Source organism: Nonomuraea sp. 10N515B (assembly GCF_052245915.1).
In the GTDB taxonomy this organism is placed as follows: domain Bacteria; phylum Actinomycetota; class Actinomycetes; order Streptosporangiales; family Streptosporangiaceae; genus Nonomuraea.
Window position 1 is genome coordinate 261,626 of the sequence record NZ_JBQQBQ010000008.1, and the last position, 19,832, is coordinate 281,457.

The following is a 19,832-nucleotide window of genomic DNA, read 5'->3' on the forward strand; positions in this document are numbered from 1 at the left end:
GGGGGGCCCGTGGACACGAACGCACAGCAGGGGCAGACCCTGGTGGTCTATGGCATCGCCGGCGACCTCGCCAAGAAGAAGCTCATTCCGGCCTTGTACCGCTTGACCGCCCGTGGCGTGCTGGACGTGCCGGTCATCGGCGTGGACCGCGGCGACCTCGACCCGGCTTGGCTGCGGCGACACGTCCACGACAGCGTCGCGGCCGCATGCGGCGACGTGGACGAGAGTGTGTGCGCCTCGCTCACCGAGAAGCTGGGTCTGGTAGCCGGCGATGTGACAGAGCCCGCCATATTCACCGAGCTCGGACGGAAGATGGGGGACGCCGCATTCGGCGTGCATTACCTCGCCGTGCCGCCGTCTCTGTTCACGGCCATCGCCCGCGGGCTGGGAGCTGCGGGATTGAACACCCGAGGCCGCCTCGTGGTGGAGAAACCCTTCGGCTCCGACCTCGCCTCCGCCGGGCGGCTCAACACGGAACTGCACCGATACTTTCCCGAGGACCGGCTGCTGCGCGTCGACCACTTCCTCGGCAAGGAGGCCGTCGAGAATCTCATGGTGTTCCGCTTCGCCAACGGACTCTTCGAGCCCGTGTGGAACCGGTCCCACGTCGCCGCCGTGCGGATCACCATGGCCGAGGCGTTCGACGTCGCCGACCGTGGGGCGTTCTACGACGCGGTCGGCGCCGTGCGTGACGTGGTGCAGAACCATCTGATCCAGGTGCTGGCCTACCTGGCCATGGACGCGCCGGCGGACGGCAGCACCGAGGCGGAGCGTGATGAGAAGCTCCGGCTGTTGCGCGCGGTCCGGACCGTGGACCCGGGCGACGTCGTGCGCGGCCAATACACGGGCTACCTCGACACGCCGGGGGTGGCCGCCGGGTCGACCACCGAGACCTACGTCGCGCTGCGGCTGTGGATCGACAACTGGCGCTGGGCGGACGTCCCGTTCGTCATCACGGCGGGCAAGGCGCTCGCGGTGACCGCCACCAGGGTCGACGTCGAGCTCCGCCGCCCGCCACGGATGCTTTTCCTGCCCACCCAAGCCGCGCGGCCACAGCCGAACATCGTGCGGTTCCGGCTGGACCCCGACCCGGGCGTCGACCTCAACCTGCTGGCCAAGGAACCGGGCGAGACCAACGCCACCCGGGAGGTGCCCATGTCGGTCAGCTTCGCCACCGCGCTTGGTCAGCCCGAAAGCGCCTACGAGCGGATCCTGACCGATGCGCTCGCCGGGGAGCTGCGTCACTTCGCCCGCCAGGACACCGTCGAAGAGGCCTGGCGCATCGTCGATCCCGTCCTCGACAAAACCGCGCCGGAGCCGTACGAGCCGGGGACCTGGGGCCCGCCCGGCGCCGACCGGCTCGTCGGAAGGCCCACCAGCGAGCTCGGCGGCCAGGCTGGGAAGCCGGGGTGAGCACGCATGGGCACATCGACGCTCGGGCTGCCTGAGGAAGTGCGCGGATGTTTGTTCGACATGGACGGCGTGCTGACGCGCACCGCGACAGTGCACGCCAAGGCATGGAAGTCGATGTTCGATGAGTTCCTGCGGAAGTGGGCCGCGCGGACGGGGAGCCCCTTCGTGCCGTTCGACCCGGTTACCGACTACGACCGGTACGTCGACGGGAAGAAGCGGAAGGACGGGGCGAGAAGCTTCCTGACAGCGCGGGGCATCACCCTTCCGGAGGGATCGCCTGACGATCCGCAGGATGCGATGACCGTGTACGGGTTGAGCAACCGGAAGAACGCCCTCGTCCAGGAGGTCATCGACCGGGACGGCGTGGAGGCGTTCCCCGGCTCAGTCCGTTATGTGCTGGCCGTACGAGATGCGGGGTTGCGCACGGCGGTGGTGTCATCGAGCGCCAACACCGCGCGGGTTCTGTCGGCCGCCGGGCTCGACGGGTATTTTCAGGCGCGGATCGACGGTGTGGTGGCCCAGGAACGGCGGCTGGCGGGCAAACCGGCCCCGGACATGTACCTGGCGGGGGCCGAGGCGCTGGGGCTGACGCCCGCGCAGGCGGCGGTGTTCGAGGACGCGCTGGCGGGGGTGGCGGCCGGCCACGCGGGCCGGTTCGCCTGCGTCGTCGGCGTCGACCGGACCGGGCAGGCGGACGCGTTGCGCCGGCACGGCGCCGACATCGTGGTCTCCGACCTCGCCGAGCTGCTGGATGCGCAGGAACGGGGAGGCGGCTCATGATCCGGCATCCCGCGTTCGCGGTGGAGCCGTGGTCGGTGCGGGAGTGCCGGCTCGACCTGGACGTGCTGGCGCAGACCGAGTCGGTGTTCGCGCTGTCCAACGGGCACATCGGCCTGCGCGGCAACCTCGAGGAGGGCGAGCCCTGCGGGGAGCCCGGCACCTACCTCAACGGGTTCTACGAGCTGAGGCCCCTGCCGTACGTCGAGGCGGGTTACGGCTATCCCGAGTCCGGGCAGACGTGCGTGAACGTCACCAACGGCAAACTGATCCGGCTCCTGGTCGACGACGAGCCGTTTGACGTGCGATACGGCACGCTGCACGAACACGAGCGCGTCCTGGACCTGCGCGCCGGGACCCTGACCCGCAGGGCGGACTGGAGCTCGCCCACAGGCGGCCGGATCCGGCTCTCCTCCACACGGCTGGTCTCCTTCACCCACCGCGCGGTGGCCGCGATCCGGTACGAGGTCGAGGCCGTCGATGAGGCGCGGAACGTGGTCGTGCAGTCGGAGCTGGTCGCCAACGAGACCCAGCAGTACTTGGGGGGCGATCCGCGCGAGGCCGCCCCCTTGGCGTCGCCGTTGGTCCTGGAGGAGAACATCCCCGCCAAGGAAGGCGTCGCGATCATGGTCCACCACACCCGGGCCAGCGACCTGCGCGTGGCCGCCGCCATGTGTCACGAGCTCGACGGGCCGGAGGGCACGCGGATCGAGGCGCAGGGCGCGGGGGACGTCAGCCGGGTGACCGTCGCCGCACGCCTTGTCCCCGGCCGGCCGTTGCGGCTGGTCAAGCTCTTCTCCTACGGCTGGTCCGCCAGACGTTCCCGGCCTGCCATGCACGATCAGGTCGTCGCGGCGCTGGCGGCCGCGCGTCTGGACGGCTGGGACGGGCTGTGCGCCGACCAGCGGCGCTTCCTCGACGACTTCTGGGAAGGCGCTGACGTGGAGGTCGAGGGCGACGCCGAGGTGCAGCAGGCCGTCCGTTTCGGGCTGTTCCACCTGCTGCAGTCGGCCGCGCGGCTGGAGGACCGCGCCATCCCCGCCAAAGGGCTGACCGGCACGGGCTATGACGGGCATGCGTTCTGGGACACCGAGACCTTTGTGCTGCCCGTGCTCACCCACACGTATCCGCGGGCCGCGGCGGATGCGCTGTCGTGGCGGAAGTCGACCCTGCCGATGGCCGAGGCGCGGGCCGCGCAGCTGGGGCTGTCCGGGGCGGCCTTCCCCTGGCGGACCATCAACGGCCAGGAGTGTTCCGGCTACTGGCCCGCCGGCACCGCGGCGTTCCATGTCAACGCCGACATCGCGTACGCGGTCACGGCGTGTGTCGATGCCACCGGCGATACGGCGTTCGAGCGGGACACCGGCCTGCCCCTGCTGGTGGAGACGGCGCGGCTGTGGCTCGCCCTGGGCCATCACGATGCCGATGGGCGATACCACATCGACGGCGTGACCGGGCCCGACGAGTACAGCGCCGTCGCCGACGACAACGTCTACACCAACCTGATGGCCCAGCAGAACCTGTGGCAGGCAGCCGACGTCGCCGCCCGCCACCCCGGCCGGGCGGCGCAGCTCGGGGTGACCCCGGGGGAGATCACGACGTGGCGTGAGGCGGCGGACGCGATGGTCGTCCCCTATGACGAGCGGCTCGGCGTGCACTCCCAGAGCGAAGGGTTCACGCGGCATGGGCTCTGGGATTTCGCCGCCACCAAGCCCGAGCAGTATCCGCTGATGCTTCATTTCCCCTATTTCGACCTCTACCGCCGCCAGGTGGTCAAGCAGGCCGACCTGGTGCTGGCGATGCACCTGCGCGGGGACGCGTTCACACCCGAGGAGAAGGCCGGCAACTTCGCCTACTACGAGGCACTGACGGTGCGCGACTCATCGCTGTCGGCCTGCACCCAGGCCGTGATCGCCGCAGAGGTGGGACACCTGGAGCTCGCCTACCGCTACCTCGGCGAGGCGGCCATGATGGACCTGGCGGACCTGGAGAAGAACACGGTCGACGGTGTCCACATGGCCGCGCTGGCCGGGGCGTGGGTCGCCCTGGTGGCGGGATTCGGCGGGATGCGCGCCGGCCAGGGCTGGATATGCTGCGCTCCCAGGCTGCCGTCGCACCTCCAACGACTGGCCTTCCGGCTGCGTTACCGCGACAGCCTGCTAGGTGTCAGCATCACGCGGGAGACCACGACCTACCGGCTGATGCAGGGCCCGCCGATCGCCTTGACCCACCACGGCGAGCAGATCCAGCTCCGAGCCGGGCCCGTCACCCGGCCCAACCCGCCGACTCCGGCGCCGAAGAACCGTATCCACCAGCCATCCGGCCGCGAACCCGCCATCCGGGGAAATGACACACCGGGCTGACGCTGTGGTCCGCGGCTCAGGCCGATTCCGCGGCCTCCCCGACTTCCTGCAAGATGACGAAGCGGTGCTGGCTGGCCAGGAAGTGGCCGACGGCGACGATGCCCACGATGGGCCATTCCACGATCTCCAGTACTCCCAGTGCGATGAGAGCCGCGTAGAAGGCGAGGTGCTCGGGCTTGACGATCATGGTTCCGCTCCTTTGAACGATCCGTCGCTGCTCGCTTGCCCTCTACGGATCCGGTAAACGGCCGCGGGGTTAAGGCCAGGGAAGAGCGCGGCAAAGGTGTGGGCCGCTCGCCACCCATCGGTTTCCTCGTGATCGCCCGGTTCTCAGGCCATCATGCGGAGGCGCGGCTCGGCCGAGGTATCGGACGAATGACTGCACTTCACGGCTCAAGGCCTCAGCGCTCGTCCATGACCCGGCCGTTCAGCGCGGTGGCGTCCTCGGCGAGCGCCATGGTCATCCCCGCCTCCAGGAAGGCGGGGGTATCTGGTCACTCCGGGATCAGGCCGGCAGCGGTGAATCGCTTGATCAGACTGGGCTTGCCCTGGTGTCGTTCCCGGAGGTGGGTGAAGCGTTGGGCGAAGGTGCCGGCGTGGTCGTCACGGATGGCCAGGGCCTGCAGATCGCGGAGGAGATCGACGGCCTGGTCGTACTCGCGTGGCTTCCTGGTGTCGATGAAGGACTCCACCCGTGCCCATGCTGCTTCGAGATCTTGGGCGATCTTATTCAGGTGAAGTTCCCGGGCCTGCCGTTGCGCTTGTTTCCGACGGGCCTGTTCTTCGGCGCGCCGGGCTGTCTCCTGTTGCTCGCGGGTATGGCGGCGGGTGGCGGCGGTGTCCAGCAGTTCGGCGACTGTCCGGCCTGTTTCGACGTGGTCGGCGGTGTTGCCGCCGAATTCGCGTAGGAGTTCCCAGCGGACCCGTGTGGCGTCGTCCCCGATCATTCGCAGCAGCAGCGCGTTCTTGCGTTCGGCGGGCAGACTGCCGATCCAGGCGGCCAGGGCCTTCCGGTCATGCTGTACGGGTTGCGCCGCGGGGCTGGTCTCGGCGGCGGCTGCGAGGAGATCGTCGTCCAGGCGCAGGAAGCCGGCCAGGGCACGCTGTGGCGCACTCAGTGAACCCAGCCCTGGCGGGACGGGCGGCTCCGGCTCGTCTTCTTCGGCGTAGTCGAAGGCGTCCTCATCACGCTCCCACGCCCCGTAGGCCGACAGCCAGGCCAGATAGAGCGGACGGAGATCACCGGCGGCCAGTTCGGCGCGGACGCCGACGATCGCCGACAGGGAGCGTTCGACGTCGTCTTCCCAGTACTCCTCTTCCGCCTCGCTGGTGAAGCTGAGGACGAGGTGTTCGCCGCTGGTCCAGGCGCTGACCTGGTCGCCTGCGCAGTAGCGCTCAGCCAGCTTGGGGTCCAGGACGATCTGGGGGAAGCGGAGCATGATCTGGTGGGTGCCCCAGTTGGCCAGGTAGAGGTGGGCGTCGTAGTAGCGCTCCATCATGCGGTGCGCGTCGCCGCGGAAGTTGCCCCAGTGGTATTCGTTGGTGAAGCTGGTGGCGGTGATGTGGGCGCGGGTGGACAGGGCGCGGACCTCGGCCTGCTGCTGGTCGGTGAGTGGCCGGTCGATGGCCAGGAACTCGTAGTACTGGTATTCGCTCACGCTCTCACCCGGCCCAGCGGCGGTACGCGTCGACCGGCCGGCGTCGGCCGGTGGTGGGTCGGGTAGCGGCAGGTCGAGGATGCCGAATCGCCTGCTCGCTCAGCTCGTCCAGATGATCGTTCGGGGGACGGCGAGTCACAGCAGCACACGATACACCTGCCGGAAGCCTTGTGATCATCCACGGGCAAGGGATTTGAACAGGCATGGCGTACGACCCTCCGTAGGCGACCGTGATCCGATCAGCGCCTCCTTCGATCGCGGGTTGCGGGGAGGGGTCAGGCTGATCGTCGTTCGGAGGGCGTGTTGCGTAGCTGTGCTAGGTCGAGTTCGATGCGCTGCCCGTGGACGGTCACGACGATGCTGGTGCTTTCGGCTCCCGTTGCCGTGAGGTAGTCGAACAGGGTGGACAGCAGCATGTCGCCGCGGTTCTCCAGCCGCGACACCACGCCCTGTCCGACTCCGAGCTTCTTGGCCACTTCGACCTGGGTCAGCTGTCCGGCCTTGCGGATCATCGCCAGGTTCATGGCATAGACGCGATCCATCTCCTCGGCCGCCTCATGTGCCAGGGCGACGTCGGCGGCGAGTTCGGGGTCGGCGAGCAGCCGATCCAGGTGCTCATTGCCGCGGACGAAGGTCTTGTCGGGCTCGGTCATGGCTTCTCCTCAAATGCGGTCTCCCGTTTCCACTGATCGATCAGCCCATCGGCGCGTGCGGCCACGCTGTCGTAGAACAGATCGCCCAGCTTGGCCTTGTCTCCGGCGAACAACGCCACGACGACCTTCCCGGTGTCCGGTGGAAACCAGCAGATCAATCGCACCGCCACCTCCGGATGGTAGGCGTGCGACACCCACCACAGCTGATGGCGGCGTGACTGGCGAACCCACCGCAGCGTGGCCGTTTCCGCATCCGGAGCGGGCGGTTCGGTCAGATTCCGAAGCTGATCCAAAGCGCGGGCTGTGAACACCAAGAGCAACCGCGATCGCCGGTCGCCAGCGCGGGCTTCTTCTCCAGCCGGTCAAGCCACGTGCCGAATTCGGCTGGCCAGTCGATGTCCACGCACTTCAATATGCCATCGACGTCATATGCCTTTCAAGTCATATCGATTTGGAGGTGCGGCCTTGCTCGGCGGCAGCTTGCCAGGCCTGCCAGATCTCCGGGCGGAGCCTGCCGCGGTCGGCGACCTGCAATCCCTGTTCACGGGCCCACGCGCGCACGTGCGAAACCGTTGGCTGCCGGTCGCTCGATTCAGCATCTGATGAGGTCTTCGACGGGAGCGGTGGAGCATCGATTGGCGTGGGCATATCGGAGCCGGAAGCCGTGGTGGTGAATCCGAGACGGGTGAGGGTGCGGCGTCGCTTGCCGTACATGCGTTCCAGCTGCGGTACCTGTGCGTCCAGATAGTCGTGGACCTCGACGTCGTGTTTGGCGGCGGCTTCTCGCATGATCCGGCCGACGTGTTGGATGACCTTGCCTTTGAAGGAGATCGGCATCGCGAGGAACAGGGTGTCCAGGCGGGGCAGGTCGAACCCCTCGCCTGCGACCTTGTCGATGGCCACCAGCACCAGCGGTCCTGCCTCGCCATCGACCAGGCGGGTGCGGACGTGGTCGCGTTCGGCGGTGGTGAGCTGGCCGTGTAGGAGCGTGGTGGCCACGCCTAGGTTTTCGAGGGCGGTAGCCAGGCGTTGCAGGTGTTCCATTCTGTTGGTCAGGATCAGGCTGTTTCTGCCTCGGGTCGCCGCGTCCGCGACATCGGCAGCGATCTGGGCGGTTCGGGTCTCGTCCGCGGCCAGTTCGCTGTAGATGGCTTGGAAGGAGGCTCCGTCGTTTCCGATCTCCTCGGTGCTGAATTCGGTCGAGTGGACGATGAGACGCTGGGCGAACGACACCTCGGCGATGATCTCGTGTCGGATCGGTCCGCATTGCATTGTGATGAGCGCATCCATCTGATCGGCCCGGTAGGGAGTGGCCGATAGCCCGATCCAGCGTTCCACTTCCACCTGGCGGATCGTTGCTTCGGCGGCGGGAGCGCCCACCGCATGGCATTCGTCGACGACGATCATGCCGTACTCGTTCAGCAGCGAAGGGTCGGCGTCGCGGTGGGCCACGGACTGCAGCATGATCACATCGATGACACCGTGCCGCTTATCTTTCCCCTTGCCCTTGGCGCCCACCTTCGCCTCACCCAGGTCGAGAAACGTCGTCAGCCGTTCCTTCCATTGGTCGAGCAACTCGGCGCGGTTGACGATGATCGCGGTCGGGACCTGGTGTCGGGCGATCAGTGCGCAGGCCATCACGGTTTTGCCCGCGCCGGGCGGCGCTACCAGGACTCCCGTGAGGTGTTGGTCATCGCAGTGACCGCCTCGGCCTGTGCGTTCGTCAGCTCATCGGCGGCCGCCTGCGCGAACGATCGTAGGGTGTGGATGGTGGTATCGGGGAGGGGCAGCGCGTCGAGATCGGCCCAAGCGAGGATGTCGGGTTGCGGAAACATCCTGGTAAGGCCGGCTGGGGCGAGGCCGGGCACGACCGCGCCGAACCGGCTGGCGAGGTCACCCAGGATGGCCCGTGCCCGTGTGGCATCCGGCACCCCGGCACGGACGATGTCGTACACGCCGACTTCGAATGGATCCCAGGAACCGCACGTCTTGGCAGGGTCGTCGAGGGCGAAGATGCGCCGGGCCCGGTGGACGTGGTGGATGAGGCCGTTGAGCCGGGGAAGATGGGCGAGGAGCAACAGCTCGGTCGGGGATCGCTGGGTGATCTCGATCATGCCGGGGTCATGATCGATGGAGATGGTGCGCCGATAACAGGCGCCGGAGACTGCTTCGACAGCCGGTGTCGCGCGTGCGGCCAGGTGGCGCAGGGCGGCCGCGAAATCTAGCGGCTTGTCGTGGGCGAGCCGGATGGCCAGTCCACCGTCGGCTTGGAGGCGGTCGGTGACCCGCCGCCGGGCCCGCAGCTCACGCGGGGTGCCGTGGAAGACATCGGCAAGGACCCGGTTGAGCTGTCGAACGCTGCCGAAGCCCGCGGCGAAGGCAATGTCGGCTATACGTAGGTCGGTGTCGTCGAGCAGTCGGCGGGCGAAGTGCGCGCGCCGGGAGCGAGCGAGTTGGTCGGGCGTGACCCCGGCATGCTGAAGAAATATGCGCCGCAGGTGACGCGGCGACACGCCGAGCCGGCCGGCGAGCCTGCTCTCCGTCGCGTCGTCCAACGCTCCGTCGGCGATGAGTTGGACCCCGCGGCACACCAGTGAGGGCATGTCCGCGACGGTGATGGGTTCTTGCCGGTACGGGCGGCACCGATGGCACGCGCGGTACCCGGCCGCTTCCGCCGCGGCCGCGGACGGGTAGCGGGTGGTGTTCGCCGGGTGGGGGCGGCCTGGGCAGTCGTCGCGGCAGTAGATGCCGGTGGTCAGGACGGCGCCGACTGCGTTCACGCTTCCAGCATGGCATCGACCGGCTCGCCGGATCGGACGGATCCGGACCGGTTGCCGATGTTGGCCGAATGTGGCCAGACCTGCTGATCAGCAACCCGTGAGAATCCAGGTTCACCCATCTGCAGGAGGTCGTCCCGTGAGTGCAGCATCGAACAAGCAACGCGTCATCGACGCGTGGCAGGTCTTTGCCACGCGTGATGCGGACCGGGTCCGCGACGTCTTCGCCCCCGACGCGGAGTGGCTCGCCCCCGCCGACAACGCGACCTCTCGCGCCATCGATGGAACGCACCATCTCATCGGGCGGGACCGTATCGTGCGATTCCTGACCGAGGAGTTCTCCACGGTCTTCGTCGACAACGTGTCCATCGAGTTCGGCGGCTTCTACGCCGACGGCGACACCGTGGTCGTCGAGATGCGGCTGCAGGCCACCCTCGCCCACGGCGGTCACTACGACAACGAATACTGCTTCATCTTCGAGCTGGAGTCCGGCCTGATCAAGCGGATCCGTGAATACATGGACACACAACGCGGCGCGGCATGGTTCCGCTCGCCCGCAACGGCGGACCGGCTGGGTCGACCCGAAGCGACAGCCACCTATCGGTAGTTTCGCTCTCACCGCCTACCCACCAAACCGTCACTGGCTCGTGAGCACGGTCAGTGTGGGGCGGCGTCAGCGAGGCTCGCGTAGGCGGGCTGAACCCCATGCGGCAAATCGGCTCCAGCCAGGCCGGACGAACAGCCGTACAAGAACATTGGCGGCTTGACCAGCATTTGATACGGCCTGCCGAATACTGACCAAGCAGCCCGCCGCACTCTTCTCATCAGATCTTCTCTTGATCGTCCGAGGGGTCTGTCCATGGATTGGCCGCCGAAACGATCTACCGTCCGCCACGCATGAGCAACATCCGAGATCAGCGGAGGGTGCTGAAGCACTGGAGGCTGCGCTTGCAGGCGAGATCACAGGCCAGGAAGCCGCCATTCGGCGACCGGCCCTTTGCCGACGCTCAGGCGGCCCCCCGCGAGTTTCCTTGACCAGCCGGACAGAGGAGATGAGAGGTCTCCCAGTCGGGAACGCTGGGCGAGCGCACCTCGGGCGGCAGCTACCGGCGATAATCGCACAGAGGTTCGATTACTGCCCAGCTCTCGGCCGACCCTACCTGATCGTGATATAGCCGGAGCTGTTCAGGCACTTGGTGCTGTTACAGGTGCGCAACATGTACTTATAGACGGTGCCGATGGAAGAAGTGTAGTTATAGCCGGTCTTCGAGCTGCCGCAACCGTTGTCGTTCTTCTGCACCCAGTTACCGATCCAGATCTTGGGGCCGTAGTTGTCGCACTTGGTGTCCTTCGTCCTGAACCAGATGTAGTCCTGGCTGCTGCGCTGCCATCCACTGCCCTTGACGGTGCATCCCCTCTTGACGTACCCCTCGACGGAGGCGCCGGTGATGCTCTTGGAGAAAGTCTGCGTGGACTTGCAGCCCGTGACGGTGAGGGCTGCGGCAGGGGCCGCATTGAGGGTAATGGTCGTGGCAGCTGCGACCACGCCGACGGCGATCGCGGCGATGCGCTTGGAAGTAAACTTCATGGTCAGGAAGTTAGCGGTGCCCGGTATATCGCCGGTATGCCGGACAGGCGCGGACGCTGTGCCTGGCCTTCCGTGCATCGCGTGATCTTCGAGCACACAATGGCTCTGACATGCGCCGAGGATGGTTCGAGAGTGACCGTGATCAACCGCCGCTGACCCTCCGTAATGGCACGCTAGTGGCACGACGATCAGGGTCTTGAGCAATGGAAGCCATTGCCCCTTCCAAGTGATGCAGGCGCCCGCCAACCCTTGAACCGCTACCGTTTCCACGTGATCGTCGAGCAGCAGGTCTACTTCATGATCCAGTCCGATGAACTGGATCCCGGGCAGATCAGCCAATACGTGGGCGTCGAGCCGACTCGGTCTGAGGCGAAGGAGTCACGACGCGGCAGGAAGAGTGGGCGCCTGCTACCGCCACGACACGAATGGCTGCTCGACTCCGGCCTTGCGGAGACCACCTCACTCAATGAGCAGGTGGAAGCTGTGATGAATCAGTTGGTCGGCGCCTGGGATCGAATCGGAGAGCTGACCGCTGGCGGCGCAGCGGCCACGTTGGTCATGCTTCGGTCGTTCGAACCGGGAGAGCACTCCAGCCCGCGAGGACTCCTTCTTGACGAAGAAGCCATCAGTTTTCTTCACAGAGTTGGAGCCGATCTATGGATCGACGAGTACGACTTATCGTAGGGCTGGCGATGGAGACGCTCGCACGGTAGCGGGCGGGGGCCTCGGGGTGCACGAAGGTCTGGCGCGAGGCACGTACCTACGCGCTCACACCCGACCAAGTCGCCTCACCGCTGGCGGCCCGTCCCTACGACCTGCGTCACGCGGCCGTGTCGCTGTGGCTCAACGCAGGTGTTCACGCCCCTGAGGCGGCCGAACGGGCGGGGCACGGCGTGGATGTCCTCCTCCGCGTCTACGCCAAGTGCATCGACGGTCAACGGGAGATCGCGAACCAGCGCATCCTGGCTGCCCTCGACACCCAGCCCACCGCAAGGCGAAACCCCAGCTCAGAAGCGGGATTCGAGGTGGAGAGTGGTAGGGCGCCCGGGGCTCGAACCCGGAACCTACGGATTAAAAGATCGATCTTGAGGAGTTCCGGACGGTTCAATGCAGGTCAGAGGGCGTGTGTGGTCCATCCTGCACGGCCTTGAACGATCCTGAACTGCAACGGGGATTGCAACTGGTGATCCGACACCTCTTCCTTATGGCGAGCGAGAGCGCGAAACACCGATTGTCTGGGCGGGAAGCTAATCCGGGTGAACGGGTGAAAGCAGGTGATGAAGCACCTTGCTCCCCGAGCTTCGAGGAATTGCGCATGAGTGAACAGGGCCGGAGATGACGACGAGATGGAGCGTGGAGGTCGAGCGGATCTGTGACGCGACCATCATCGAGCGGTCCCGTCATGAGCCCGACCAGTTTGCCGACCTGTATGACAGGCACGCGGAGGAGATACATCGATACATCACGCGCCGACTGGGGCCGGAAACGGCAGACGACATCACGGCCGAGACCTTCCTCGCGGCGTTCCGCCGCCGGGACCGGTACGACCTGACCCGCGACGACGCCCGCCCCTGGCTGTATGGCATGGCCACCAACCTGATCGGTAAGCACCGGCGCGCGGAGGTGCGGTTCTTTCGCGCCATCGCGCGCACCGGAGTCGACCCCGCTATCGAGTCGATCGCCGAGGAGGTGACCGAGCGGGTCGGCGCGCAGAGCATCCGGCGGCAACTGGCTGACGCGCTGGCCCGCCTCAACGCGGGGCAGCGAGACGTGCTGCTGCTGGTCGCGGCGGGCGGCCTCGATCAAGAGCAGGTGGCCGCGGCACTCGGCGTCGCCGTCGGGACCGTGCATTCCCGGCTGCATCGCGCTCGAAAGAAGATGCGTGAAGCGCTGGGCGGGGTGGACCCCACTGATCCTGCACAGAAGGAAGGGAACCGATGGACGAACTGACCGAACTCGAACGGATGTGCGCCGAAGTGGCGCCCGCCTCACCACATTCGCTGGCCATGGGCCGCAGCCGGCTACTCACCACCACACGCACGAGCACAACCAGGACGCCTCGCCGATGGCCGCAGATCGCGGTCACCGGCGCACTCGCCCTTACCATGGCCGTCGGGCTGATCGCTGTGAACGTAACGGGAGAGACGCCGAATCAGTCGTCCGCCGTCGCAGCCGCCGCCGTACTCGATCGAGCAGCCGAGGCGGCGGAGATTGAGCCCGATCCCACCCCGCGCGACGACCAGTTCGTCTACGTCAAAGAGGCGCGGTGGTCCGGGGCACCCGGCAGCACCTCGCACCCCTATACCAACGAACGGTGGGAATCTGTCAACGGCAGCCACGCAGGGCTTACGATCGAGCACGGCAAGCGCACGGTGACTCCCCCGCCCAGGCCGAGTGAGTACCACTTCGTGCCGATCCGCTACACCGAGCTACGGGCGCTCCCGACCGACCCCGACGAGCTACTCGCCTACATGCGGACCCTTCTCCGCCAGGACTCCGATGAGGGGGTCGCCGGATACCTCGCCGGGCTGCTGGCCAACCCCGTACTCCCCTCAGACCTGCGGCCCGCGGCTTACCGGGCGCTTGCAAAAGTGCCTGGAACACGCGTGCTTCAGGACGTCCTGGACGTGACGGATCGCCGAGGGCTGGGCATCGCGTGGGAACCCGGGTCGGAGTTCGGCGGCTCGGAGATGGTCCTCATCCTCGACCCTCACACCTTCGCCTACCTTGGCACCCGCCACACTTACGTAGAGGACGTCGGCCGTGACGGCGTCGCCAAGGGAGACAAGATCGTCGACTGGACCTCCCAACTAGCGGCCGGCGTGACGGATACCGCAGGCGCGCAGCCATAGGGAATTTGCCTGGTCAATTATGGTGTGACCTGGGTATACCCGAAGCCGCCAGTAGTTGATCTCAGGCCTTCAGTTCTCCGGTGAACTAGAACCGTATGGCTGACGTTCAATGAACATGACGCGTAAGCCGTCGAGCCCGAGCATGCGGCTCTGATGGTGGTGGAGAAGCACCCGCACGAGTGGGGAGCGGCCTGCATATTGGAGGGATACCGCAGGCAGGCGACTGTACAGCTCAGCCGTCCTCTGGACGGGCGCACTGTCCTGGAGGCTATGAGAGGGATGCCCGTTCTCGTCGATCTTCCGAGATGACAGGACCCAGGAGCCGACGCAAGGGCGGTCGTCCACCACGTTCCCCAGTGAGCCAGGGTGAGGAACGAACCCTGGATCTTCGATCGCCCCCGACCACAGGCGAGTCGACGGCAAAGGTACGGCGCGGCGTGCGTGCGGTGACGGCCCGGAGTCCTGCTCGCGCGCCGGGACGTCCTCTACGTGGCCAACCACCAGAGGAACGGCACCCGATGGTCCGTGGCGCTCGCTCTCGGCCTTCGGCAATGTGAAGCGCTCGGCCTTCGCTGGAAGTACGTGGACCTCAAGCGAGGCGTCATCCGCGTCTTCTGGCAGATCAAGCACCAGCGCTACCGCCACGGCTGCAGAGACCCGCACGCCTGCGGCGCACGACTCCACCGCTACCCGTGCCCCAAAGACGGTCCCAAAGCCGAGCGCACCTCCGGTCGCAAGCACGTGTGCAACAAGGAAGGGCAGAAATTCTGCGCGCCCGACTGCACCAAGCACGCGCCCTCCTGCCCTGAACGAGTAGGCGGCTGGACCTTCGTGAAGCCCAAGGGCAAGAGCAAGCGAACCATCATGATCCCGCCCCCGCTGATCCCGCTCCTCAAGCTCCACCAAGAAGCCCAACAAGCCCAACGGCAAGCCGCGGGAGAGCAGTGGCAGGACTATGACCTCGTCTGGTGCCACCCGGACGGACGCCCCATAGACGCCGGGCAGGACTGGGACGAATGGAAGGAACTTCTCCGCCTGGCCGAGGTCGACAAGGACGCCCGCGTCCACGACGCTCGCCACACCGCCGCGACGCTTCTGATCGAGCAAGGCGTGGACATCAGCGTCGTTCAGGAAATCCTCGGCCACTCACAACTGACCACGACGAAGCGCTACACCCACATCACGGCGACACTCTCAACCGAAGCAGCAGCCCGCATGGGCCGCGCACTCTGGGAATAACTGCAACTGAAAATGCAACCGGGCGGACCTTCTGATCATGGAGATCGGGGAGTCCGCCCAGGTCATTGAGGTAGGGCGCCCGGGGCTCGAACCCGGAACCTACGGATTAAAAGTCGACAGCATTTATGCCGGGTCCTATCTCAGGGTATGCGATTGTATCGCTGCGTTCGTTTTTGCCGCTTTCAAAATGTCCGAAAGTGTCACCCCGTGTTTGTGGGTGCCGATAGCCGAAGAGCATGTGACGAGCACGTGAACGCGGGTCCCTATGGCCGTCGGGCATGCCTGTGACGCGTTCTTGACCATTTGATCTGACCCGGTCTGGCGTGGTTGGCCCTTGCCGGTGATGGGCTCTCAGTCGTGCTAGCGGATTGGTCTAGAAGTGTTCACAAGGTGCATGAATGTGAGTTCCGGCAGGCGCAGGACGCTCACGCGAACTGCCCCAAGGCTCCACGCGCGGCGGGCGGCCTGCAAGCTCGGCCGGGGGGCGGCGCACTGCGCCACCCTTGATGCCCTACAAGAGTAATCCAGCAATCGAGCATCACATGCCAAGCACGTTCTCGCAGGCGGTAGTCATGAGACTTTGTCAGCGGGGGGACGCCGAGTGTCTATACGCTCCCTCTTGCGGACACCCTTAGCATTGATTTCCAGGTGGAATATGTCCACAACGGCATTCACGCCTGCCGCTATCCATAGTAGGAAAATCAGTAGGAACAATGCATTGACGGGAGAATATTCCTTTGCGAGCGAGAGTCCTTTCAGAATATCGCAAGCCAATGGAGCCAATATCAATATCACGGCCACTGGAATAAAAGTAGTGGGATAGCTGACGCGTCGTCCAGCGTTGAGTATTTTGCGATAGTTCCCTCCCCTTGTGTATTCCACTTCAATTGCAGTATTGGTGGTGTCCTTGGTTGCATTTATCCATAGTCCATAGAGTGCGGCAGTGAGTGCTGCGGTTGGAAGCACAACCGCAATGACATCGCTCATTACGGAGCTATTTCTTCCGGCGGCGACTATTTGCCTGTGAGGCGTCTTCCATGCCGAGTTCCTTGCGCAGCGCCTCAAACGTATCTTTGGGGGCAATGTATATTCCCACCACGTCGGTACGTTTCGAAAGCGGCGCCAAGCTGGGTCCGCCGCGTTCTGCGATTTGGGAAACAAGGTCGCGCAAATAGGTAAAGGTGACTACATCGCACCTAATCCATCGTATATCATCGCTGGGCTCATCGTGGTCTTGGAGCGCCTTGCGTGCAGCAGAGAGAATAGCCGAGTTCAACCGTTTTCTATTATGGGCGACAACCCGTGGGAGCAGGGCTCTAGCCTCTCCGGTAGTTAGCCCAAGCACATCGGCGATTACATACTCGGAGGGCAGATTCCCTTCGAATAGCCGTTCCATAAGATGTGCTAGCCTCAGTTCGCGGACTCGTGTGAGGGTCGTAGGCTCCGCAACCCTCGTAATATGGTCAATGTACTCGTCAGCCGCAGCGCCAGTTACTCCCTCAAGCAATCGCTGAACAAGGTCGTTTTCGTCATCTCGACTGCGCCCCGATGCCATAAGCGGCAGCCGCTGTGCGAGCTCCCGCAGCTGTTCCAGCTGGTCCTCGGTAATTGAGAGCTTCACCTGGACGGTGAAAGTGGTTTCATCGGAAGCTGGTACGTCAGTCACACAGTGATGATTCCCGAATAGCCTATACAACTAGGCAAAAGGGCAACAAAGATCTTACAACGTCCTATTGTTGTCTTAGTCAATGCTAAACCTTAGATGGAACTCTTGGGTCAGCACCTCGCGCTGGTAGCGCTGCTGTGGCATTCGGTCGAGGGCTGCGGCTCGGTTGACGAGGTCGGTGAGCGATCGGCGATTGATGTCAAAAGCCTGGTGACCGTGCTCTTTGGCAGCATCCAGATCGCCGCGTCGTTCGTAGATGACGCCAAGGTCTATGTGGGTCCGCCACGTGCATAGGGGCGCTGTAGTCGCCATCGGGGCCGCGTATGCATTGGAATCGCTCACGGGCGTCACCTTGCGCCAGGTCCATCGTTATCTTGGGTTTTCAAGAGAACTGGCTGGTCAGCCGCTCGAACGTCTGTTAGGCATGTTAGGCACGTTGACTTGCTCGACGTGATGATGAGGTCGTCGCGTCAGGGGACGTTGGAGCAGTACTGGGGGTTAGTCGGCGGGCCCGGAGCAGTATGGCGCGTTGGTTCTGTTGAACAAGTCGGTCACGGAGCGCTGCGGACTATCAACGTTTTCTTCATCCACTGAAAAACCAGGCTGGTCACTGGGCGGGCCTCCTGCTCGGAGCTGGCCAGAGGAGCTGCGGGACCAGACCCTGCCAGCGGATCAGTGACCGTGACCCAGACGACGGTCTTCAAGTCCTTCCAGATGTCGTCATCTTTGAAGGCCAACTTCAGCCTGCTGATGCTGCAAGGAGGAAGAGCACCGATCATCCCCTGGCCCATTGTCACGAGCACCGGGAACGCCGGGGAGGGGCTGGGAGACTCGGGGATTTGCATGAAAGTGATGGAAGCGGGCATGGGCTCGTAGCCGCTGTTTTGGATCACGAGGGTGGTGACCTGATCCTGGGCAGCGCGCTCGGTCCACCACGTGACCTTGGAGGCGAAACTGGCGGCTCTGCGCTGCCGCTGGTCATCGTTCTGTTGCTGCTGAATGGTGAAGGTCATGTAGGAGACCACCAGAGCGGCCAAGGCGGCGATGCCTGCAAGCACGGTGCCGATCATTGTCCATAAGGAGAGCAGGCGGCCTGTGGCGTTGGTGCTGCCGGTCGAAGGGCTCTGTTTCGCCGGTGTGTTGCCTGGCTGGGAGGCTGGCTGACCCGTGAGCCGCTTGGTCTTGTGGCGCTGAGCAGCACGTGCGCCAGCGAGGAAGATGACGACCAGCGTCAGAAGGGTCCGGGGGCGTCCCATTGCCCGATTGTAGGTTTCACCCACCAGGGCCGAGGGTCCTCGCGGAGATCCCCAACCTTGGCGGGTCAACAGCCTAGAAGTCCTAGAGTTCCGGGCGCTTCCATCGTTATCTAGGGTTGGAGGACCCTTCCAGCAGGTCAGAGGATGATGATCTCTTCTTTCACGTAGGCCAAGTTGACCGAGCTCAGCCTGATTCGCTGGTGAGTAGTGGCGGCGTTTGTTAGCGCCAGGCCCTGATCTCCTCGGCCAGCCCTCTGAGGGACTCGAGCGGATGCTCGACTTCGACCCACGGCGGGGTGAGGTCGGTGGGCTTGAAGCGGGGGACCACGTGGAGGTGGAAGTGGAAGACGCTCTGCCAGGCCGTCTCACCGCTGGCGTGCCAGAGGTTCACTCCGGGAGCACCGAGCGCGCCGGCGAGCCGCCGGGACACCTCGACTGCGGCTCGCATGACGTGTGCCGCTGTCTCGACGGGGATCTCCCCCAAGTCGCGGTGGTGCGTTCGCGGGACGACCAGCGTGTGGCCCTTGGTGGCCTGGGCGAGGTTGAGGAAGGCGATGGCGTGCTCGTCCTCGTGGATGGTCTGCGAGGGCTCGGTGCCAGCGACGATGCGGCAGAAGACGCAACTCATGACCGGCATGATCACAGCACGTCTGGCCGGCATGCAAAGGCGTTTCAGCTGGGGATGGCCACTCTCAGGCCAGGAGACCGAGGGTTTCGGGCGCCTCTCAGGCCGTCAGTTGCCGCTCGGGGTCGGTTTCCTGGTGCGCGAACTGGTTGATCGGGTCGGCGAGGGCTTGCCGGTCCTGCGCGGACAGGTCCTGCAGGAGGGTGACCACCAGCCATAGATGTCACCGGTGTCAGTGCCGGGTCGTAGTCTGTCGCGATGATCCGTGGTTGTGATGAGCAACGGGTATTGGATGCCGCCGTTGCCGATGCCGAGGTCGCGACTCTGGAGTTCGAGGGGGCGCGCGCGTGGCTGCAGACCGCCTTGACCGCTCCGATGGAGCCGTTGGGCGCCGAGGTGTGGGTCTTCGACCGCGCCGTGGAGCAGATCGTGCTGGTCAGGCATCGATGGCGGGCCTGGGTTCCGCCGGGTGGCCGGGTCGAGCCCGGCGAGACACCGCGCGAGGGCGCGGCCCGGGAACTGGCCGAGGAGACTGGGTTGCGTCCGCACCTGCTGAAGCGTCCCGCGGCCGTGGCGGTGCGATCGTTTCATCCGAACTTGCCGGTGACGCTCTCGCTGGCCTATGCCGCCATCGCCGACCCGGCGCAGCCGCTGATGGCCGAGAACGGACAGCCAGTCGCTTGGATGCGACTTGACCAGGACTGGGATAGCTACTTCCCCGGAGATGCGGCCCGAATCCGACAGTACGCGACAACTCTGGCGGCCGATGCCGTCGGTTGAGCACCGGTCATCGCGATGGAACCAGCGCCTGTCGCTGATAGACATCGGTTCCCGGCGACCTTAAAACGCAAGTAACCTCGGTGAGCGCTTTGGCGAGGGTGCGTTCGAGCGGGGTCATGATGGGGTTCCTGGCCGGTCGTTGGGCGCGGCGTGTCTGGGGACGGGCTGCCTTGACGCGTTGACGG

General features: G+C 65.3%; 21 protein-coding genes and 1 pseudogene. 11 read left to right on the forward strand and 11 right to left on the reverse strand.

The window, feature by feature from the left end; all coding sequences use genetic code 11:
• Nucleotides 1–9 precede the first annotated feature (9 nt).
• The 3 genes from zwf to ACTWQA_RS14820 are packed head-to-tail and all read left to right on the forward strand — an operon-like array spanning nucleotide 10 to nucleotide 4,553.
• Nucleotides 10–1,413 carry a glucose-6-phosphate dehydrogenase gene (gene zwf, locus ACTWQA_RS14810; RefSeq protein ID WP_443159794.1) on the forward strand — a complete coding sequence of 468 codons (1,404 nt, stop codon included), beginning with the start codon at nucleotides 10–12 and terminating at the stop codon, nucleotides 1,411–1,413.
• A gap of 6 nt (nucleotides 1,414–1,419) precedes the next feature.
• Nucleotides 1,420–2,193 (forward strand): beta-phosphoglucomutase family hydrolase, encoded by a 774-nt coding sequence (locus tag ACTWQA_RS14815; RefSeq protein WP_443159795.1) that lies wholly within the window; start codon nucleotides 1,420–1,422, stop codon nucleotides 2,191–2,193.
• Nucleotides 2,190–4,553 (forward strand): glycoside hydrolase family 65 protein, encoded by a 2,364-nt coding sequence (locus ACTWQA_RS14820; protein ID WP_443159796.1) that lies wholly within the window; start codon nucleotides 2,190–2,192, stop codon nucleotides 4,551–4,553. Before ACTWQA_RS14815 ends, ACTWQA_RS14820 begins: the two co-directional genes overlap by 4 nt.
• Nucleotides 4,554–4,569: 16 nt before the next feature.
• On the opposite strand, the gene ACTWQA_RS14825 is transcribed toward ACTWQA_RS14820, so the two are convergent.
• From ACTWQA_RS14825 to ACTWQA_RS14850, 6 genes are all read right to left on the reverse strand, one after another.
• The gene (locus tag ACTWQA_RS14825; protein ID WP_443159797.1) at nucleotides 4,570–4,740 is read right to left on the reverse strand and encodes a hypothetical protein; all 171 of its coding nucleotides are present in this window, start codon (nucleotides 4,738–4,740) and stop codon (nucleotides 4,570–4,572) included.
• Nucleotides 4,741–5,047: 307 nt separating this feature from the next.
• Entirely contained in the window at nucleotides 5,048–6,211 is a 1,164-nt protein-coding gene (locus ACTWQA_RS14830) for a hypothetical protein (RefSeq protein ID WP_443159798.1), read from the reverse strand.
• Nucleotides 6,212–6,486: 275 nt separating this feature from the next.
• On the reverse strand, nucleotides 6,487–6,864 hold the full coding sequence (locus ACTWQA_RS14835; protein ID WP_443159799.1) for a helix-turn-helix domain-containing protein: 378 nt from the start codon (nucleotides 6,862–6,864) through the stop codon (nucleotides 6,487–6,489).
• Nucleotides 6,861–7,175, reverse strand: coding sequence for a hypothetical protein (locus tag ACTWQA_RS14840; RefSeq protein ID WP_443159800.1), 315 nt, complete (start codon nucleotides 7,173–7,175; stop codon nucleotides 6,861–6,863). The genes ACTWQA_RS14835 and ACTWQA_RS14840 overlap by 4 nt, the downstream gene beginning before the upstream one ends.
• Before the next feature lie 130 nt (nucleotides 7,176–7,305).
• Nucleotides 7,306–8,502 (reverse strand): DEAD/DEAH box helicase family protein, encoded by a 1,197-nt coding sequence (locus ACTWQA_RS14845; RefSeq protein WP_443159801.1) that lies wholly within the window; start codon nucleotides 8,500–8,502, stop codon nucleotides 7,306–7,308.
• Between the two features lie 26 nt (nucleotides 8,503–8,528).
• Entirely contained in the window at nucleotides 8,529–9,644 is a 1,116-nt protein-coding gene (locus ACTWQA_RS14850; RefSeq protein WP_443159802.1) for a helix-turn-helix domain-containing protein, read from the reverse strand.
• A 136-nt stretch (nucleotides 9,645–9,780) separates the two neighbouring features.
• Here ACTWQA_RS14850 and ACTWQA_RS14855 point away from each other — a divergent pair, with 136 nt between their 5' ends.
• Entirely contained in the window at nucleotides 9,781–10,248 is a 468-nt protein-coding gene (locus tag ACTWQA_RS14855) for a nuclear transport factor 2 family protein (protein WP_443159803.1), read from the forward strand.
• A 549-nt stretch (nucleotides 10,249–10,797) separates the two neighbouring features.
• Here ACTWQA_RS14855 and ACTWQA_RS14860 read toward each other — a convergent pair.
• Complete coding sequence (locus ACTWQA_RS14860) at nucleotides 10,798–11,229, reverse strand: hypothetical protein (RefSeq protein WP_443159804.1); 432 nt, start codon at nucleotides 11,227–11,229, stop codon at nucleotides 10,798–10,800.
• 270 nt (nucleotides 11,230–11,499) lie between these two features.
• On the opposite strand from ACTWQA_RS14860, the gene ACTWQA_RS14865 reads away from it, so the two are divergent.
• The 5 genes and pseudogenes from ACTWQA_RS14865 to ACTWQA_RS14885 all read left to right on the forward strand — a co-directional run bounded on the left by ACTWQA_RS14865 (nucleotide 11,500) and on the right by ACTWQA_RS14885 (nucleotide 15,320).
• Nucleotides 11,500–11,913, forward strand: a complete 414-nt coding sequence (locus tag ACTWQA_RS14865; protein ID WP_443159805.1) for a DUF4279 domain-containing protein — start codon at nucleotides 11,500–11,502, stop codon at nucleotides 11,911–11,913.
• A gap of 53 nt (nucleotides 11,914–11,966) precedes the next feature.
• A pseudogene (locus ACTWQA_RS14870) lies at nucleotides 11,967–12,203 on the forward strand (tyrosine-type recombinase/integrase); the annotation flags it as partial.
• Nucleotides 12,204–12,582: 379 nt separating this feature from the next.
• On the forward strand, nucleotides 12,583–13,179 hold the full coding sequence (locus ACTWQA_RS14875) for an RNA polymerase sigma factor (protein ID WP_443159806.1): 597 nt from the start codon (nucleotides 12,583–12,585) through the stop codon (nucleotides 13,177–13,179).
• A complete protein-coding gene (locus ACTWQA_RS14880) occupies nucleotides 13,167–14,081 on the forward strand; it encodes a CU044_5270 family protein (protein ID WP_443159807.1) in 915 nt (304 codons plus the stop codon). The genes ACTWQA_RS14875 and ACTWQA_RS14880 overlap by 13 nt, the downstream gene beginning before the upstream one ends.
• 525 nt (nucleotides 14,082–14,606) lie before the next feature.
• Complete coding sequence (locus tag ACTWQA_RS14885; RefSeq protein ID WP_443159808.1) at nucleotides 14,607–15,320, forward strand: tyrosine-type recombinase/integrase; 714 nt, start codon at nucleotides 14,607–14,609, stop codon at nucleotides 15,318–15,320.
• A gap of 570 nt (nucleotides 15,321–15,890) precedes the next feature.
• Here the strand turns inward: ACTWQA_RS14885 and ACTWQA_RS14890 are convergent.
• Nucleotides 15,891–16,307: a hypothetical protein gene (locus ACTWQA_RS14890; protein ID WP_443159809.1), complete on the reverse strand. Its 417-nt coding sequence runs from the start codon at nucleotides 16,305–16,307 to the stop codon at nucleotides 15,891–15,893.
• Nucleotides 16,308–16,314: 7 nt separating this feature from the next.
• Nucleotides 16,315–16,986 carry a hypothetical protein gene (locus tag ACTWQA_RS14895; protein ID WP_443159810.1) on the reverse strand — a complete coding sequence of 224 codons (672 nt, stop codon included), beginning with the start codon at nucleotides 16,984–16,986 and terminating at the stop codon, nucleotides 16,315–16,317.
• A 96-nt stretch (nucleotides 16,987–17,082) separates the two neighbouring features.
• On the opposite strand from ACTWQA_RS14895, the gene ACTWQA_RS14900 reads away from it, so the two are divergent.
• Nucleotides 17,083–17,280: a hypothetical protein gene (locus tag ACTWQA_RS14900; RefSeq protein WP_443159811.1), complete on the forward strand. Its 198-nt coding sequence runs from the start codon at nucleotides 17,083–17,085 to the stop codon at nucleotides 17,278–17,280.
• Between the two features lie 257 nt (nucleotides 17,281–17,537).
• Here ACTWQA_RS14900 and ACTWQA_RS14905 read toward each other — a convergent pair whose 3' ends face one another.
• The gene (locus tag ACTWQA_RS14905; protein WP_443159812.1) at nucleotides 17,538–18,266 is read right to left on the reverse strand and encodes a hypothetical protein; all 729 of its coding nucleotides are present in this window, start codon (nucleotides 18,264–18,266) and stop codon (nucleotides 17,538–17,540) included.
• Nucleotides 18,267–18,462: 196 nt separating this feature from the next.
• Entirely contained in the window at nucleotides 18,463–18,870 is a 408-nt protein-coding gene (locus tag ACTWQA_RS14910) for an HIT family protein (RefSeq protein ID WP_443159813.1), read from the reverse strand.
• A 255-nt stretch (nucleotides 18,871–19,125) separates the two neighbouring features.
• Here ACTWQA_RS14910 and ACTWQA_RS14915 point away from each other — a divergent pair, with 255 nt between their 5' ends.
• The gene (locus ACTWQA_RS14915) at nucleotides 19,126–19,647 is read left to right on the forward strand and encodes an NUDIX hydrolase (RefSeq protein WP_305922883.1); all 522 of its coding nucleotides are present in this window, start codon (nucleotides 19,126–19,128) and stop codon (nucleotides 19,645–19,647) included.
• Nucleotides 19,648–19,832 lie beyond the last annotated feature (185 nt).

What these genes read in the sequence shown, in the direction of transcription:
- ACTWQA_RS14880 (WP_443159807.1), top strand. Translation starts at nt 13,167, where the DNA reads ATGGACGAACTGACCGAACTCGAACGGATGTGCGCCGAAGTGGCGCCC.
- ACTWQA_RS14860 (WP_443159804.1), bottom strand. Translation starts at nt 11,229, where the DNA reads ATGAAGTTTACTTCCAAGCGCATCGCCGCGATCGCCGTCGGCGTGGTC.
- ACTWQA_RS14815 (WP_443159795.1), top strand. Translation starts at nt 1,420, where the DNA reads ATGGGCACATCGACGCTCGGGCTGCCTGAGGAAGTGCGCGGATGTTTG.
- ACTWQA_RS14825 (WP_443159797.1), bottom strand. Translation starts at nt 4,740, where the DNA reads ATGATCGTCAAGCCCGAGCACCTCGCCTTCTACGCGGCTCTCATCGCA.
- ACTWQA_RS14900 (WP_443159811.1), top strand. Translation starts at nt 17,083, where the DNA reads ATGGAACTCTTGGGTCAGCACCTCGCGCTGGTAGCGCTGCTGTGGCAT.
- ACTWQA_RS14915 (WP_305922883.1), top strand. Translation starts at nt 19,126, where the DNA reads ATGATCCGTGGTTGTGATGAGCAACGGGTATTGGATGCCGCCGTTGCC.
- ACTWQA_RS14835 (WP_443159799.1), bottom strand. Translation starts at nt 6,864, where the DNA reads ATGACCGAGCCCGACAAGACCTTCGTCCGCGGCAATGAGCACCTGGAT.
- ACTWQA_RS14845 (WP_443159801.1), bottom strand. Translation starts at nt 8,502, where the DNA reads ATGGCCTGCGCACTGATCGCCCGACACCAGGTCCCGACCGCGATCATC.
- ACTWQA_RS14820 (WP_443159796.1), top strand. Translation starts at nt 2,190, where the DNA reads ATGATCCGGCATCCCGCGTTCGCGGTGGAGCCGTGGTCGGTGCGGGAG.
- ACTWQA_RS14910 (WP_443159813.1), bottom strand. Translation starts at nt 18,870, where the DNA reads ATGAGTTGCGTCTTCTGCCGCATCGTCGCTGGCACCGAGCCCTCGCAG.
- ACTWQA_RS14890 (WP_443159809.1), bottom strand. Translation starts at nt 16,307, where the DNA reads ATGAGCGATGTCATTGCGGTTGTGCTTCCAACCGCAGCACTCACTGCC.